General features: G+C 31.9%; 13 protein-coding genes. 12 read left to right on the top strand and 1 reads right to left on the bottom strand.

Features of this window, described 5'->3' with window-relative positions; genetic code table 11:
* The first annotated feature begins 62 nt into the window (after window positions 1–62).
* From eno to WN975_RS15935, 4 genes are all read left to right on the top strand, one after another.
* Window positions 63–1,355: a phosphopyruvate hydratase gene (eno, locus tag WN975_RS15950; protein WP_055093067.1), complete on the top strand. Its 1,293-nt coding sequence runs from the start codon at window positions 63–65 to the stop codon at window positions 1,353–1,355.
* A gap of 155 nt (window positions 1,356–1,510) precedes the next feature.
* Complete coding sequence (locus WN975_RS15945) at window positions 1,511–2,788, top strand: citrate synthase (RefSeq protein ID WP_099709534.1); 1,278 nt, start codon at window positions 1,511–1,513, stop codon at window positions 2,786–2,788.
* A 66-nt stretch (window positions 2,789–2,854) separates the two neighbouring features.
* Window positions 2,855–3,769, top strand: a complete 915-nt coding sequence (locus tag WN975_RS15940; protein ID WP_337967401.1) for an arginine deiminase family protein — start codon at window positions 2,855–2,857, stop codon at window positions 3,767–3,769.
* Window positions 3,770–3,855: 86 nt separating this feature from the next.
* Window positions 3,856–4,791, top strand: a complete 936-nt coding sequence (locus tag WN975_RS15935) for an arginine deiminase-related protein (protein WP_337967400.1) — start codon at window positions 3,856–3,858, stop codon at window positions 4,789–4,791.
* Between the two features lie 77 nt (window positions 4,792–4,868).
* Here WN975_RS15935 and WN975_RS15930 read toward each other — a convergent pair whose 3' ends face one another.
* Entirely contained in the window at window positions 4,869–5,498 is a 630-nt protein-coding gene (locus tag WN975_RS15930) for a MarC family NAAT transporter (RefSeq protein ID WP_099709531.1), read from the bottom strand.
* A gap of 151 nt (window positions 5,499–5,649) precedes the next feature.
* On the opposite strand from WN975_RS15930, the gene WN975_RS15925 reads away from it, so the two are divergent.
* From WN975_RS15925 to WN975_RS15890, 8 genes are all read left to right on the top strand, one after another.
* The gene (locus WN975_RS15925) at window positions 5,650–6,015 is read left to right on the top strand and encodes a CoA-binding protein (protein ID WP_099709530.1); all 366 of its coding nucleotides are present in this window, start codon (window positions 5,650–5,652) and stop codon (window positions 6,013–6,015) included.
* Window positions 6,016–6,136: 121 nt separating this feature from the next.
* On the top strand, window positions 6,137–6,757 hold the full coding sequence (gene recR / locus WN975_RS15920; RefSeq protein ID WP_337967399.1) for a recombination mediator RecR: 621 nt from the start codon (window positions 6,137–6,139) through the stop codon (window positions 6,755–6,757).
* Between the two features lie 71 nt (window positions 6,758–6,828).
* On the top strand, window positions 6,829–7,623 hold the full coding sequence (locus WN975_RS15915) for a polysaccharide biosynthesis/export family protein (RefSeq protein ID WP_337967398.1): 795 nt from the start codon (window positions 6,829–6,831) through the stop codon (window positions 7,621–7,623).
* Between the two features lie 15 nt (window positions 7,624–7,638).
* The gene (locus WN975_RS15910; RefSeq protein WP_337967397.1) at window positions 7,639–10,083 is read left to right on the top strand and encodes a polysaccharide biosynthesis tyrosine autokinase; all 2,445 of its coding nucleotides are present in this window, start codon (window positions 7,639–7,641) and stop codon (window positions 10,081–10,083) included.
* A 13-nt stretch (window positions 10,084–10,096) separates the two neighbouring features.
* The gene (locus WN975_RS15905) at window positions 10,097–11,080 is read left to right on the top strand and encodes an SDR family oxidoreductase (RefSeq protein ID WP_337967396.1); all 984 of its coding nucleotides are present in this window, start codon (window positions 10,097–10,099) and stop codon (window positions 11,078–11,080) included.
* A 26-nt stretch (window positions 11,081–11,106) separates the two neighbouring features.
* Window positions 11,107–12,498: a UDP-glucose 6-dehydrogenase gene (locus WN975_RS15900; protein ID WP_337967395.1), complete on the top strand. Its 1,392-nt coding sequence runs from the start codon at window positions 11,107–11,109 to the stop codon at window positions 12,496–12,498.
* An 86-nt stretch (window positions 12,499–12,584) separates the two neighbouring features.
* Window positions 12,585–13,049, top strand: a complete 465-nt coding sequence (locus WN975_RS15895) for a UpxY family transcription antiterminator (protein WP_337967394.1) — start codon at window positions 12,585–12,587, stop codon at window positions 13,047–13,049.
* 300 nt (window positions 13,050–13,349) lie between these two features.
* A complete protein-coding gene (locus WN975_RS15890) occupies window positions 13,350–14,633 on the top strand; it encodes a nucleotide sugar dehydrogenase (protein WP_337967393.1) in 1,284 nt (427 codons plus the stop codon).
* The last annotated feature ends 26 nt before the right edge of the window (window positions 14,634–14,659 follow it).

The following is a 14,659-nucleotide window of genomic DNA, read 5'->3' as shown; positions in this document are numbered from 1 at the left end:
ACTATTAAATAATTTTATAATTTCGAAAAAAAAATATAATTTATTAATAAAAAACAAAAATAATGAGTATTATAATTAAAGTTCACGCAAGACAAATTTTTGATTCTAGAGGTAATCCTACTATTGAGGTTGATGTAGTAACTGAAAATGGAGTTTTAGGAAGAGCTGCAGTTCCATCTGGAGCTTCAACTGGAGAACATGAGGCTGTTGAATTACGTGACGGAGGAAAAGCTTTCTTAGGAAAAGGAGTTTTGAATGCAGTGAATAATGTAAATACTGTTATTGCTGAAGAATTAGTTGGAACTTCTGTTTTCGAACAAAACACAATTGATCAATTAATGATTGATTTAGACGGAACACCAAATAAATCTAAATTAGGAGCTAATGCTATTTTAGGAGTTTCTTTGGCTGCTGCAAAAGCTGCTGCAAACGAACTTGGATTACCATTATACAGATATGTTGGTGGAGTTTCTGCAAACACATTGCCTGTTCCAATGATGAATATCATCAATGGTGGTTCTCACTCTGATGCACCGATTGCTTTTCAAGAGTTTATGATTTTCCCTGTAAAGGCAACTTCATTTACACATGCTATGCAAATGGGAACTGAGATTTTTCACAGTTTGAAAAAAGTATTACATGACAGAGGTTTAAGTACTGCTGTTGGTGACGAAGGTGGATTTGCTCCAAACTTAGCAGGTGGTACTGAAGATGCTTTAGATACTATTAAACTTGCAGTTGAAAAAGCTGGATATACTTTCGGTGATGAAATCATGATTGCTCTAGACTGTGCTGCTTCTGAATTTTATGTAAACGGTAAATACGATTATACTAAATTTGAAGGAGAAACTGGAAAAATCAGAACTTCTGAAGAACAAGCAGATTATTTAGCTGAACTTGCTGCTAAATATCCAATTATTTCTATCGAAGATGGTATGTACGAAGATGACTGGAATGGATGGAAATATTTGACTGAAAAAATTGGACATAAAGTTCAATTAGTAGGTGATGATTTATTTGTTACTAATGTTGAGCGTCTATCAACTGGAATTGAGAAAGGAATTGCAAATTCAATTTTAGTAAAAGTAAACCAAATCGGTACTTTAACTGAGACTATTGCAGCTGTAAACATGGCTAAAAATGCAGGATATACTTCAGTTATGTCTCACCGTTCTGGAGAAACAGAAGATAATACTATTGCTGATTTAGCTGTAGCTTTAAACTGTGGTCAAATTAAGACAGGTTCTGCTTCTCGTTCAGATCGTATGGCAAAATACAATCAATTATTAAGAATTGAAGAAGAATTAGGAAGTACTGCTTATTTCCCTGGATTAAACGCTTTCAAGATTAAATAATTGTAAGGTTATATATAGATTTAAACCATCCATTTCTTAATGGGTGGTTTTTTTTTGGAGTTTTAACAAATTCATAGCAGTATTCTTTTTTTAATTAGTCTTAAATTCCTTAGATTTGATAAATTATTATTTTAAAGAATTATTTCCGATATATTATGTCAAAAATAGCTACATTAGAAGTAGATGGTCAAAAAATTGAACTTCCGGTAATCACAGGAAGCGAAAATGAATCAGCTATCGATATTAACAAATTACGTGATTTAACTGGTTTTATTACAATTGACCCGGGATATAAGAATTCTGGATCTTGTAAAAGTGAAATCACCTTCTTAGACGGAGAATTAGGAATTTTACGTTACAGAGGATATTCAATTGAAGATTTAGCTGAAAAAGCAAACTTCTTAGAAGTGTCTTATCTTTTGATTTTTGGTGAATTGCCAACAGCTCAGGAATTAGAGCAGTTTGAGAATGGTATTAAAAAACATACTTTGGTAAACGAAGAAATGAAAAATATCATTGACGGTTTTCCAAAGACAGCACATCCAATGGGTGTTTTATCTGCTTTAACAAGTGCTTTGACTGCATTTAATCCAAAAGCAGTTAATGTTGAAAATGAAAAAGAAATGTATGAAGCCATTTGTAAAACAATGGGTAAATTTCTTGTAATTGCAACTTGGACTTATAGAAAATCTATGGGTTATCCATTGAACTATTATGACAATACACAAGGGTATGTAGAGAACTTTATGCAATTAATGTTTAAATTGCCTACAGGACCTTATTCAGCAAATCCAATTATTGTTGATGCATTAGATAAATTGTTTATTCTTCACGCAGATCACGAGCAAAACTGTTCTACATCTACTGTAAGAATGGTTGGTTCATCTCATGCTGGTTTATTTGCTTCAATTTCTGCAGGAGTTTCTGCTCTTTGGGGACCACTTCACGGAGGTGCAAATCAAGCAGTACTTGAAATGCTTGAAGAAATAAATAAAGATGGTGGAGATACTGATAAATTTTTAGCGAAAGCAAAAGATAAAAATGATCCTTTCCGTTTAATGGGATTCGGTCACAGAGTATATAAAAACTTTGATCCAAGAGCAAGAATCATCAAAAAAGCGGCTAAAGAAGTATTAGAAACTTTAGGTGTTGATGATCCTATTTTGGAAATTGCTAAAAAATTAGAATCAGCTGCATTAGAAGACGAGTACTTCAAATCAAGAAACTTATATCCAAATGTTGATTTTTACTCTGGTATTATCTACAGAGCACTTGGAATTCCAACAGATATGTTTACTGTAATGTTTGCTATTGGAAGATTACCAGGTTGGATCGCGCAATGGAAAGAAATGCGTGAAAACAAAGAGCCAATTGGTAGACCAAGACAAATCTATACAGGACATCCCTTGAGAGACTTTAAGTCGAACAAATAAAATCATTTTAAAGCTTCACTTAACTGTGAAGCTTTTTTTTATCTTTGCCCAAAATATAATAAAGTTATGTTGCAATTAAATATAAAGAACGAAACGTCAAGATTACGGGCTGTAGTTTTGGGTTCAGCTGTTCATAATGGGCCAACTCCATCTGTAGATGAGGCTTATGATCCTAAATCATTGGAACATATTAAAGCAGGAACCTATCCAATCGAAGAAGATATGGTTGTTGAAATGGAAGCTTTTAATACTGTTTTTAAAAAATATGATGTAACTGTTTATCGTCCGGAAATGATTGAAAATTACAATCAGATTTTTGCAAGAGATATTGGTTTTGTAATTGATGATACTTTTGTAAAATCTAATATTTTACCTGACAGAGAGCGTGAGTTAGATGCAATTCAATATGTAATTGATCAAATGGATCCTCTAAAAGTGGTTCGTCCACCAGAAGAAGTTCATATTGAAGGCGGAGATGTTATGCTTTGGAATGATCATATCTTTATTGGAACTTATAAAGGAAGTGATTATAAAGATTATATCACGGCACGAACAAACATGCACGGTGTAAATTATATTAAAGAATTGTTTCCCAATAAAATTGTCAAAGAATTTGATTTAGTAAAATCTAAACTAGAAGCTCGTGACAATGCATTGCACTTAGATTGTTGTTTTCAGCCTGTTGGAAAAGATAAAGGAATTATTTATAAAAGAGGTTTCCGTGAAGAAGCTGATTATTTGTATTTAGTTAATCTTTTTGGAATAGAGAATTTATTTCACATTGAGAGAAATGAAATGTATAATATGTTTTCAAACGTATTTTCGATTGATGAAAATGTAGTCGTTTCAGAAAAAAACTTTACTCGACTAAACAATTGGCTTCGTGCAAACGGATTTACAGTTGAAGAAATTCCTTATGCGGAAATTGCAAAACAAGAAGGATTGTTGAGATGTTCAACTTTACCATTAATTAGAGACTAAATACTTTGTTTCAGGTTTTAAGTTTCAGGTTACAGCAACGTGGAACTTGAAACTTAAAACCTGAAACAAAATAATAAATATAAGACATGAAACAAACAACCAATGCAATCGTAATGATTCGGCCAGTTGCTTTCAGAATGAATGAACAAACTGCTGTAAATAATTATTACCAAAAAGTATTAGACGGACTTTTGCCAAGTACAGTAAATGCTAAAGCACAACAAGAATTCGATACCTTTGTTGAGAAACTTAGAGCCGTAGGAGTTGATGTTACGGTAATTGAAGATAATTTGGAGACGGATACTCCTGATAGTATTTTTCCAAATAACTGGGTTTCTTTCCATGAAAATGGTGATGTGGCATTATATCCAATGTTTGCTGAGAATCGTCGTCAGGAACGTCGTGAAGATATTTTAGACACTCTTGAAGATAAAGGTTTTGTGATTAATAACATAATGGATTATACATCTGCAGAAGAAGATGGTTTTTTTCTGGAAGGAACCGGAAGTTTACTTTTAGATCGTGCGAATGCAAAAGCTTATTGCGCATTGTCGCCTCGTGCCGATGAAGAATTGTTTATTGAATTCTGCGAAGATTTTGATTATGCTCCAGTAATCTTCGAAGCTTTTCAAACTGTTGATGGCGAACGTAAACTAATTTATCATACAAATGTTATGATGTGTTTAGGTGAAACTTTTGCTGTTATCTGTGCTGATTGTATTGATGATAAAAAAGAACGTAAAATGGTTCTTGAAAACCTAAAAGCTGATAAGAAAGAAGTTATTTTAATTACAGAAGCTCAGGTGAATAATTTTGCCGGTAATATGTTAGAAGTTCGAGGAACTAATGATAAAAAATATATTGTGATGAGTGCATCAGCGCATCAGAGTTTAACTCCGAAACAAATTTCACAATTAGAAAATCATGCTGAAATTTTAAGTTCAAGCTTAGATACCATAGAAGCTTGTGGTGGAGGAAGTGCAAGATGTATGATGGCTGAAGTGTTTTTGCCAAAAAACTAGATTATTTTAAATATATAAAAAAGGGATAGAACGCTAAGTTTTATCCCTTTTTGTTTTTATATAAGTTGAAAGATAATTTACATCAAATTCCCTTTAACGATGTTAATGATAGAACTTACGATATATTGAATTCCGATAGAGATTACAATAAAGCCAACAATTCTCGATATTGCTACAATTCCAGAAGCACCAAGTATTCTTGCTAAATAGTGAGCGCTTTTTAGTATTGCAAAAATAGCAAGAGCAATTGCCAGAATTGCTAAACATGAAATAATGATTTCTTCCATCCCATGATGTTCCTGATAAAAAGCAATCAATAAAGAAATTGATCCAGGTCCGGCTAACATTGGTATTGCTAGCGGTGTTAATGCAATGTCATTTCGTTGTTGCGCGTCAGTTTCAACTTTTTTATTGATTCCTCGTTTTTTATTGATTTTTCCGGAAAGAAGTGAAAATCCCGAATTTACAATCACAATTCCACCCGCAATTCTAAGTGCGTCAATACTTATTCCAAAAAAAGTTAAAACATATTGGCCAATAAAAAACGAAACTATCAAGATTATAAAAACGTTTATAGCAGTCCAAAGCGAAATGCGAGAACGTTCGGCTTGAGAATCGTGTTGGGTTAGTCCAACGAAAATAGGAACCGTTCCGATTGGGTTTAAAACTGAAAAAAGAGCGGCAAATAAATAAATGAATAAATCCATATTGTTTTGGTTAGTGAAGTAAAAATAGTCATTTTTTGATATCTGAAGGCAAATACTTGTTAGGATATTGTCTTTATTGTTGTTATTTCTAAATCAATAACATAAACTAAGCTCGTTCTTTTTGATTACTTTTGTAGAATATTTAAAAATGATGAAAAATAAAAAAACTTTAGTTCTGGGAGCTACCACAAAACCAGATCGTTATGCTTTTAGAGCTGTAAATATGTTAGTTGAAAAAGGACATACTGTTTTAGCAATTGGTCAAAACACAGGTGAAGTTGCCGGTGTTAAAATTCATACTAAAGCGATTCCTGTAAAAAATATAGACACTGTTACCTTGTATTTGAATCCTGCACGCCAACGTGATTATTATAATTACATTATCGAAGCTCAGCCAAAAAGGGTTGTCTTTAATCCTGGAACAGAAAATCCGGAATTTTATCAATTATTAGAACTTAATAATATTAAAGCCGAAGTTGCATGTACATTGGTTTTATTGGCAACAAATCAATATTAATTTTTTTAGGAGCTAATCCCGCTATTCGTTCCAATCTTTTTGTTTTTAAAGAAAAAATAAAAAGGATTTCCACTTCTATCGGGGCTAAAAAAGAACCATTAAAAATATTACTTTTGTCGTCATGGAATTTTCATCAAAATTAATAGAAAAAGCAGTCAACGAAATGTCGCAATTACCTGGTATTGGTAAGAGAACGGCATTGCGATTGGTTCTTCATTTATTAAAACAACCAAAAGAACAAACAAGTTTTTTGTCGCAAGCACTATTAAATATGCGTGCCGATATTAAGTTTTGCGAAAGCTGTCATAATATTTCAGACACAAAAGTTTGTGAAATTTGCGCTAACATTTCAAGAAATCATCAAACGATTTGTGTAGTCGAAGATATTCGAGATGTTATGGCTATTGAAAATACCGGACAATATAAAGGGATCTATCATGTTCTTGGCGGCAAAATTTCTCCAATTGAAGGAGTTGGTCCTAGTCAATTGAATATTTCAAGTTTAGTTGAAAAGGTAAAAGCAGGAAAAGTAGTTGAGATTATTTTCGCATTAAGTTCAACTATGGAAGGAGATACCACTAATTTTTACATTTATAAACAAATTGCCGAATCGGAAATTATAATTTCTACAATTGCAAGAGGTATTTCTGTAGGTGATGAATTAGAATATGCAGACGAAATTACACTCGGACGAAGCATTTTGCATAGAGTTCCGTTTGAAAAAACTTTCAAAAACAACTAAATATACCCCAAATAAAATATAGATTTCCTGAAGATTAAAGTAAAAGCTATATTTGCGATAAAATCCCAATAATGAGTAAAAATACCATTTTTATATTACTACTAATCAGTACGCTATTTACATCTTGTATTCCAATAAAAGATTTGGTGTATCTGCAAGATAAAAACAATTCTGAAGAACAAAACACTGTTTCTGCAGTGCAAGTAAAACCATACAGATTACAAGTAAATGATGTTTTAAGTATTACTATAAAAGCAATTGATCCTAAATTAGTTTCAATTTTTAGTACAACAGGGTCTGCTACTTCAGCAACAAGTAAATCAGAATCAGGTTTGTATTTTGATGGATTTACCGTAGATGATCATGGTAATATCAGGATGCCAATTTTAGGAGAAATCAATGTAATTGGATATACTCTGGAAGAAGTTAGGACTAAAGTTGAAAAAAAGCTACTAGAAGACTATTTTAAAAATGAAGCAGATATTTTTGTTACGGTAAAATTAGCAGGTTTTAGATATACTATTAATGGAGAAGTAGGAAGTACTGGAACAAAGACATTATATCAGGAACATGTAAATATTATGGAAGCAATAGCAAATGCTGGTGATATCAATACTGTAGGGGATAGAAAAACGGTAACTGTAATTCGTCAAACACCAACGGGAGTACAAATGAATAATTTAGATCTTACGGATGTAAATGTCATGAAATCACCTTATTATTACCTGCAGCCAAACGACTATATTTATGTAAAACCATTGAGACAAAAAACTTGGGGAACAGGTCAGACAGGTATACAATCTATAGGTACTATTATTACTCTGTTATCATTGGCGACAACTGTTTATTTGATTATCAAAAATTAAAACTAAATTCAAAAGATGTTAGATATAAAAGATTTTTCCATTTTTGAGAATCATTCGAGTTTTGATTTTAAAGGATTTTTGTTGAAAATCGCCAGTTATTGGAAATGGTTTTTGGTTAGTTTAGTAATTGCTTTTACTATAGCATACCAAGTAAATATTCGCAAAGAGAAAATTTACTCCATGCAGACAATGATTTCTATTAAAGAAGAAAGTAATCCGTTTTTTACCTCAAATACAAGTTTGGTGTTTAATTGGGGAGGTATTTCAGATCAGGTAAATGGAATTTCAACTATTTTGCAATCACGTTCGCATAACGAATTAGTTGTAGATAAACTGCAATATTATATAGATTATCTCGAGCAGGGAAAATATAATTTAGTCGATTCTTATGGTGCAGTTCCTTTTTATTTAGCTATAGATAAGACAAAACCGCAGATAGCTAATACTTTAGTTGGAATTAAATTTGTGAGCGAAAATGAATATCAAATTCGAATTCCTTTTGAAGCTAATTCAGTTTCATTAATTACTTATTCCGTTAATACATATGGTAATACTTCTGTTCAACCGGGAATTTTTGCAAAAAAATATAAAGTTGGAGAACAAGTTTCATTGCCTTTTTTAAATTGGAAATTGCAAATAAATGATAATCCGGGTTTTTATAAAGGAAAAGAATACTTTGTAAGATTTAATGATTTTGATGGAACAGTATCTAGATACAGAGGCATAAATGTTGATAGTGAAAAAGGTGGAGGGTCATTGTTGACACTTAGTATGCAAGGTACTAACAAAGCCAGAATGGTCGAATATTTGAATGCTACCGTAAGAATGCTGATTAAAATACAGCTAGACGGAAAGAATCAGTTTGCTACAAATACAATTAGATTTATCGATAGTACTCTAGTTGCAATGGAATCGCAATTGAAACAAACTGGTAATGAATTGAAAAGCTTTAGAAAAGATAAAAATATTTATGAAATTCAAGCAGGCGGAGAAAAAGTTTCTAATAAAATCTTGGATTTTGATGTTGAGCGAGATCAGGTTGCCAGGAAAATTGCTTATTACAATTCATTAAAAGCATATTTAAATAATAGTGTTGATTATTCAAGATTACCTGCACCTTCCGTTGCAGGAATTGAAGATCCAAATATTGTAGCAAATGTTTCGAGACTTATAGCGCTTTCTACACAAAGATCAGAATTGGCTTATGCAGTAAAAAGCGATAAGATTTTTAAAGATTTCGATAATCAAATGCGTGCAGTTAAAGATGTTTTGTTAGAAAATATTGCAACTGCAAAGGCTTCATTATTGTATGATATGTCATTGGTCAATGCTAAAATTGGCGAAGCAGAAAGTACAGTAAAAAGACTTCCGGAAGAGCAACAGGAATTGTTGAAAATACAAAGGAAGTATGATTTGAACGACAATATCTATACTGAATTTCTTAAGAAGCGAAATGAGGCAGAAATTGTAAAGGCATCTAATTTATCAGATATACACTTTATTGATTCGGCAAAAGATATTGGAGGAGGATTGATTGGTCCAAAAACTTCGGCGAATTATGTATTGGCATTGTTTCTTGGAATATTACTGCCCTTGTCGGTTATTTTTCTATTGTTTTTTATTAATAATTCGATTCAAAATACGGATGAAATTAGCAAATTGACAAGTATACCAATAATTGGAGTTATTGGAATGAATAAAGATTTTATAAATTTAGCAGTATTTGATAAACCTAAATCGGCTCTTTCAGAAGCCTTTAGAGGAATTCGTTCTTCACTTCAGTTTTTGTATAAAAAGCAACAAGTAAGCGGCTCAAAAACACTTATGATTACCTCTACTATTAGTGGAGAAGGAAAAACATTTTGTTCCATAAATATAGCTACTGTTTTTGCTTTAAGTGAGAAGAAAACAGTTGTAGTTGGATTGGATTTAAGAAAACCAAGATTGGCTGCTGAGTTTAGTTTAACAAATCCATTGGGTGTAGTAAACTATCTGATTAAACAAAATAATCTGGATGAAATTGTCAATAAGACACAAATTCCAAATCTTGATGTTATACTTTCAGGTCCGATTCCTCCAAATCCATCTGAATTAATTTTGAGCGAGGCGATGAAGGAATTGATAGATGAACTAAAGCAAAAATATGATTATGTTATTTTAGATACACCTCCTGTTGGTCTTGTGTCAGATGCATTAGAATTAGTTCAGTATGCTGATGTTTCGCTCTATATCGTTAGACAAAACTATACTAAAAAAGACATGATAACGTTGTTAAATACAAGAGTTAAGCGTGGTGAATTAAATAATGCAAGTATAGTTTTGAATGGCTATGAGAATAAAGCAAAATATGGTTCAACATACGGTTACGGATATGGTTATGGTGCTTATTCAAACGGATACCATGATGATGAAGTAAAATCAGGATTTTGGAAATCTATTTTGCAAAAAATAAAAAAATAATAATTTGAAGTAAATGAAAACGTCAAACCAGAATACTATTCTAATTACCGGAGGAGCTGGTTTTATTGGTTCAAATTTGTGTGAGTATTTTTTAGGCTTAGGTCACAAAGTAATCTGTTTAGATAACTTTTCGACTGGTCATCATTATAATTTGAAAGATTTTATCAATAATCAGGACTTTAGATTAATTGAGGGAGATATTCGAAATATTGACGACTGTAATTTAGCCGTTCAAAACGTAGATTACGTTTTACATCAAGCCGCTTTAGGTTCAGTTCCAAGGTCTATAAACGACCCAATTACTACAAATGATGTAAATGTTTCGGGTTTTTTGAATATGTTAGTAGCTTCAAGAGATGCGAAAGTAAAACGTTTTGTATATGCAGCTAGTTCATCTACTTATGGAGATTCTGTGGGATTGCCAAAAGTTGAAGATGTAATTGGAAAGCCTTTGTCTCCATATGCAATTACGAAATACGTAAATGAATTGTACGCTGAAATTTTTAGTAGAACTTATGGATTAGAAACCATCGGTTTGAGATATTTCAATGTATTTGGAAGAAAACAAGATCCTAATGGAGCTTATGCTGCGGTGATTCCTAAATTTGTTACTCAATTGATGAAGTATGAAAGTCCTGTGATTAATGGTGATGGAAATTATTCTCGTGATTTTACATATATAGATAATGTAATTCAGATGAATATGTTGGCAATAACAACTCAAAATCCGGATGCAATTAATACAGTTTATAATACAGCTTTTGGAGATCGAAATACGTTGAATGATTTGGTTGGATATTTAAAAAAGTATTTAGCTGAGTTTGATTCAAAAATTGCAGATGTAGAAATTGTTTATGGATCAAATAGAGCAGGAGACATTCCGCATTCATTAGCAAGTATTGATAAAGCAAAAAAAATGTTGGGGTATAATCCTGAATATTCTTTACAAGAAGGATTGAAAGAAGCAGTGAGTTGGTATTGGAATAATTTGAAATAAAAAGGATCAAGATAATAGTAAATTAAATGAAAATTACAAAAATTTGTTGCATTGGTGCAGGTTATGTTGGAGGTCCAACAATGGCAGTGATTGCTCAAAAATGTCCAAATATTCAAGTGACTGTTGTTGACTTGAATGAACAAAGAATTAAAGACTGGAATGATCCAAATACAGATAATATTCCAATTTATGAACCTGGACTTTCAGAAATAGTAGCTGAAGCAAGAGGAAGAAATCTTTTCTTTTCGACAGAAGTTGAAAAAGCAATCGATGAAGCTCAGGTTATTTTTATTTCAGTTAATACGCCAACCAAAACTTATGGTAAAGGAAAAGGTATGGCTGCAGATTTGAAATATATAGAGCTTTGTGCAAGGCAAATTGCCAAAGTAGCTAAGCAGAATAAAATTGTTGTTGAGAAATCAACCCTTCCAGTTAGAACTGCTGAAGCGATAAAAAGTATTTTAGATAATACAGGAAACGGAGTTCAGTTTCAGATTTTATCAAATCCTGAATTTTTGGCTGAAGGAACTGCAGTTACAGATTTATTAAATCCAGATAGAATCTTAATTGGAGGAGATTCAACACCAGAAGGAGAAGAGGCAATTAATGCACTGGTTGATGTATATGCTAATTGGGTTAGCAAAGATAAAATCCTTACTACAAATGTTTGGTCTTCGGAATTGTCTAAGCTTACCGCAAATGCATTTTTGGCACAACGTATTTCGTCTATAAATGCGATGTCTGAATTGTGTGAACAAACAGGAGCAGATATAAATGAAGTTGCTAAGGCGATAGGAATGGATAGTCGTATTGGATCAAAATTTTTAAAAGCTTCGGTTGGATTTGGAGGTTCTTGTTTTCAGAAAGACATTTTGAACTTAGTTTATATTGCAAAATCATATGGATTAACAGAAGTTGCTGATTATTGGGAACAGGTTATTATTATGAACGATCATCAAAAAAGAAGATTTTCAAATAAGATTGTTCAAACCTTATATAATACAGTTGCAGATAAAAAGATCACATTTTTAGGTTGGGCTTTTAAAAAGGATACGAATGATACAAGAGAATCTGCTGCAATTTATGTGGCCGATGATTTAATTAATGAACAGGCAAAAATTGCTGTTTATGATCCGAAAGTTTCGAGAAATAAAATGTTAAACGATTTGGATTATTTAGCAACAAGGTCTGCTGAGGAAAATAATTCTAAAGTTGTAACTTTTGATAACGCATATGATGCATGTAAAGGTGCTCATGCAGTGGCGATTCTAACAGAATGGGATGAGTTTGCAACGTATGATTGGCAAAAAATTTATGATTCAATGCATAAGCCGGCATTTCTTTTTGATGGTAGAAACATATTGAATTCAAAAGAAATGGAATCAATTGGATTTATCTACAAAGGAATAGGTTCTTAATAGAGGATTTATTGAAATGAAATTTGATACAAAATAAGAAAAGAACAAATGGTGTTAAAAGTTTTATTTCAATATAAAGAAAAAAGATGAATTGGTATGTAGTATATACAAAGCCTAAATGGGAGAAAAAAGTTGCAGACAAACTGAATCAAATAGGTATTGAATGTTATTGTCCATTAATTATTCAGATGAAACAATGGTCAGATCGCAAGAAAAAGGTTGAAGTTCCTCTTTTTAATTCCTATGTATTTGTTCAGTTGACAGATATTGATCGTAATTCTGTTTTTCAAGTAGCTGGAGTAGTTCGCTATTTATTTTGGCTAGGAAAACCTGCAATTGTTCGTGATGAAGAAATTAATAGCATTAAAACAAGTCTTAAAGCACCAAATATAAGCGATGTATCAGTTACTTCTATTCGAGTTGGGGATCATATAAAAATAGAAACCGGCGCTTTTACTAATCAGGACGCGATAGTTCAGGAAGTTTCAAATACACATTATATATTGGTTTTGGAATCTTTAGGTTGTGTGCTTAAAATAAAATATAAATAAAGTAGTTATAGTTTAACTATTTTCAATTAAAAAGCAGAAGATGAAATTCTTTAATTTGAGAATTTATTTTCTGTTTTTTTTATAATGTAATTTTTTACAGACTGATTGATAGAAGGTTGGTAAAGTTAGTTTTATTTAATTAGTCCGTTTTTATAGTATTACGAGAAACCGTATTGAATAAATTGACTTAATATGTTATATTTGCCGAAATTGGTTTTTAAGTATCTGTGTCAAATTTTGTGATTCAGAAGGGCGAAGCCGTGAGTTTTAATGACTGAATTGAATAAAAAAGAATGAAAGATGGACAAAAATATTAAAATAGCAGTTATAGGTTTAGGTTACGTTGGTTTGCCTTTAGCCAGATTGTTTGCTACGAAATATTCCGTTATTGGATTTGATATAAATCAGTCACGAGTAGCATCTTTAAAATCAGGTACGGATACTACATTAGAAGTTGATGATGAAACTTTACAAAAAGTTTTGGTTGATGATCCTAATGCAGAAACTGGATTATATTGCACAACGTCATTAAATGATATTGCAAATTGTAATTATTTTGTGGTTACAGTGCCGACTCCCGTAGATAAAAATAATCGACCTGATTTGACACCTTTATATAAGTCGAGTGAGACGGTTGGTAAAATTTTAAAAAAAGGAGATATTGTAATCTACGAATCAACAGTTTATCCAGGAGTAACAGAAGAACAATGTGTTCCGGTTCTGGAAAAAATTTCGGGATTAAAATTTAACGAAGACTTTTTTGCTGGATACTCTCCTGAGAGAATAAATCCGGGAGATAAAGAACATACCGTTGAAAAAATTCTGAAAGTAACTTCAGGATCAACACCTGAAATAGGATTAAAAGTAGATGCTCTGTATAAATCTGTAATAACTGCGGGAACCCATTTGGCGCCGTCAATAAAAGTTGCCGAAGCGGCTAAAGTTATCGAAAATTCACAACGTGATATTAATATAGCATTTGTTAATGAACTGGCTAAAATATTCAATTTAATGAATATTGATACTCAGGAAGTATTAACAGCTGCAGCTACAAAATGGAATTTTTTACCCTTCAAGCCTGGTTTGGTTGGTGGACATTGTATTGGTGTAGATCCTTATTATTTAGCACAACGCGCACAAGAATTTGGATATCATCCTGAAATAATTTTGGCAGGGCGACGTTTAAATGACAGTATGGGAGAATATGTGGCTTCTCAAGTAGTTAAATTGATGATTAAAAAAGGAATTTCAGTTAATGGAGCAAATCTTTTAATGCTCGGAATTACTTTCAAAGAGAACTGTCCTGATGTAAGAAATACAAAAATTGTCGATGTTATAAGGTCATTAAAAGAATACGGAATAACTGTTACTTTATATGATCCTCTTGCTAATATTGATGAAGTCAAAAAAGAATATAAATTAGAGACTATAAATTCTGTTCCAAAAGAAAAGTTTGATGCGATTGTACTTGGAGTTGCTCACAGTGAATTTTTAAACTTAGATTTTTCAGAATTACAAAAAGAAAACAGTTTATTATATGATGTAAAAGGAGTTTTAGGTACTGTAGCTGATAATAGATTATAGTAAATAAAGGTTCTTTTTTTATTTAA

It is taken from the genome of uncultured Flavobacterium sp. (genome assembly GCF_951805225.1).
Taxonomy (GTDB): Bacteria; Bacteroidota; Bacteroidia; order Flavobacteriales; family Flavobacteriaceae; genus Flavobacterium.
The sequence above is the reverse complement of the archived record's forward strand: the minus strand, read 5'-3'. Positions and strand labels throughout refer to the sequence as shown.